Consider the following 2,432-nt stretch of genomic DNA (forward strand, 5'->3'; position numbering starts at 1 on the left):
TATCCCAAACAACAAAAAAAGAAAGTGGCTACAGAGCAACCGCACCAAAATTACGGTGACCAACTAACCTGTACGAGCAGCCTTAACCTGATTAAAAATTTGCATCAAGCGTTTATCTGCTGCCGCTACCACTTTACCTTTTGCCCACTCAGATATTTTGCTCACTGCCGGTTTATCGTTTATGGTCAGTTCGTCAAAAACATGTTGAGGAATGATAACCCCGTTAAATAACCGGTCAAGCAAGTCAAGTTGGTCAAGGACAGCTAACGCTACAACCGGAGAACTATCGCAAATGACAATCATTGCTAAAACTGTTTTAATTCGTTTGCCAATTCTTCGGCACGATAGTCGATTACCGGAACTCCAGACCCTGTTAGAAACGACATAAACTCATAAATATTTGTTCCACTCAATTCAGCAGACTGACTTAATGTTAATTTCCCCTCCTGATACAATTTTGAGCCATACACTTTCCGCATAGCCGTTAAAATTTCTTCTGTATCCATATTCATGGAAATCAATAATTTATCCGATAAAGACATCTTTAATTGTTTCATATTTGTACCTGTTTTTATTGTGTCGGCAAAGTTACGCTTTTTATTCTAATAACGCAAATTAGCCATGGTTTAGACAGGGCAACCGCATCAAATTTATGATGACAAGTGTTCGGCGTAGGCAGTGCCTATGCCGAACGGAGGGTAGATTTAGTTAGCAAACGCCATCCTCTCAATATTTTGCGCAAAGGTAACTAAAATTAGTTACATATCAAAAAACAGAAAATTCAAAATTAGCTGTTTGATAGTGATTTTTTATACAACGCCGCCATTTCGCCAATCTGCCCCTTAATTTGCTTCGCAAACCATTTCGGCTCAAGCACTTTCACTTGTGAACTGTAGCCCAAAATCAGGCGTTGCAGTTCGCGGTTGGGGACTAACCAATACTTGAAAATCACCTCTTTTTCGTTCTCCGACACGAGTTGCTGTGTGGCGTGCAGGGGTGCGTTTTTGAAATATTTGGCTTGAAACGGGGTTGCCGACAGCACTACGGTGGTGGGTTTGTCCACATCAAAAACTAAGCCGAGGGTGTAATCAAACACTTCAGAGATGCGCTTTTGTTCGGTTTTTTCAAACGTTTGGTCGCTGATTTCGAGGCGATGGATGCGGTCTAAACCAAATATCCGCAGCTTCTCTGAACCGGCAATTATGCCCACGACGTACCATTTAGAGTTGTATTCCTTCAATAAATAGGGCATTAAGGTGCGTTGCGAAACGGTGTTTTTCTCATAGTTTTCGTGGTCAAACGTGATGATTTTGGACTGCACAATCGCGGAATAAATCGGCTCCAAATTGGAACTGCCCACATAGTCGCCGGTCGCTTCAAAAGCCAAGCACGACAACGTTTTGTCTTTGTGTTGCAGCGCATTAAAAATCAATTCGGAGGAGTTAAAAAGGTGTATAAAGTGCAGCAAACAGTTCAATTCCGTGCTCTCGGCGATTGAATAAAGGTTTGTCCGCCGGTCGCAATCAATCAAAAGCCCAAAATCGGTGCGCAAATCGGCAATATACCGCTCAATGGTGCGGTCGCTCGCATCAATGTCGTGCGCACTCAAATGCGCTTTAATCGTCTTAAAATCAACGGTTTTCTTGCGCTGCAACAGTTCAATGAGTAGTGCAAAAACTCTTATTTTCTTGTTGTTGTACATCCTTATTTCAATATCCTGCTGCAAAGTTACACTTTATTCTGACAAAAATCAAATATGTATCGCGATGCCTCCCGCTTCACAAATCGGATTGCAATGCCATTCGGCATCATCGTCAAACAAAATATCGAAGCCGTGCGTAAAGAAGAAGTCTTTTTTACCTTCGCAGGCGGTGTAGATGATTTTGTCTTCTATTGCTAACTTTTTCGCCACTTCGAGAATGTCCACATTCCGCTCTGATCCAGGCTCCGGCGGGATATTGAATTTCTGACACGCCGCCAGATATTGCTCATAACTGCTTCTCGCGGTCATTATCCACACATCGTGACCACGCGAGATAAACCGCCCGGCCAATTCAAAAAACAGCGGGTCAGTGAGCGTGTCGTCGAAATCGAAGGCTATTTTTAGTTTGTAGTTGCCAAGTTTGTCTTTAAACATAAATAATGCTTATTAAACAAGCAATCGCAAAAAATGATGCGCCCACCGTCTTTGGTGTGTTCTTTTACGTCTTCCACGCGATTATGCCCGACAATTTGCGTATAGCCTTGCAACGGCTCATATAATTCTTTGAAGTCAGCCCAAAAGATGCCGCCCACCATGCCCCAATCTCCACCACGGCACTGCCCATAACGGCACAAGGCGGGGATTTGTTCGGGCTTTGGGTTGTTCAACTGGTCGGCGATATTCCGATTGAGGTCGCCTTTGAAATCGTCCGTAAACCATTTTTGCTTCT

At 43.3% G+C, this 2,432-nt stretch carries 5 protein-coding genes; all 5 read right to left on the minus strand.

Translation table 11 applies throughout. From position 1 onward, the window contains the following. Nucleotides 1-63 precede the first annotated feature (63 nt). Complete coding sequence (locus tag ASC50_RS06250; protein WP_055431316.1) at nt 64-303, minus strand: PIN domain-containing protein; 240 nt, start codon at nt 301-303, stop codon at nt 64-66. Between the two features lie 2 nt (nt 304-305). After that, nucleotides 306-557 carry a UPF0175 family protein gene (locus ASC50_RS06255; protein WP_055431317.1) on the minus strand — a complete coding sequence of 84 codons (252 nt, stop codon included), beginning with the start codon at nt 555-557 and terminating at the stop codon, nt 306-308. Between the two features lie 230 nt (nt 558-787). After that, on the minus strand, nt 788-1,726 hold the full coding sequence (locus ASC50_RS06260) for a helix-turn-helix transcriptional regulator (RefSeq protein WP_158648545.1): 939 nt from the start codon (nt 1,724-1,726) through the stop codon (nt 788-790). 24 nt (nt 1,727-1,750) lie between these two features. Beyond that, entirely contained in the window at nt 1,751-2,137 is a 387-nt protein-coding gene (locus ASC50_RS06265; protein WP_055431319.1) for a hypothetical protein, read from the minus strand. Continuing rightward, nucleotides 2,104-2,432 (minus strand): hypothetical protein (locus ASC50_RS06270; RefSeq protein ID WP_226995434.1); only part of this gene is annotated, 329 nt, incomplete at its 5' end. The genes ASC50_RS06265 and ASC50_RS06270, both read right to left, overlap by 34 nt.

Source organism: Candidatus Symbiothrix dinenymphae (genome assembly GCF_001431085.1).

Coding starts and splice junctions, on each gene's coding strand:
- ASC50_RS06250 (WP_055431316.1), bottom strand. CDS start 303: ATGATTGTCATTTGCGATAGTTCTCCGGTTGTAGCGTTAGCTGTCCTT.
- ASC50_RS06255 (WP_055431317.1), bottom strand. CDS start 557: ATGAAACAATTAAAGATGTCTTTATCGGATAAATTATTGATTTCCATG.
- ASC50_RS06265 (WP_055431319.1), bottom strand. CDS start 2,137: ATGTTTAAAGACAAACTTGGCAACTACAAACTAAAAATAGCCTTCGAT.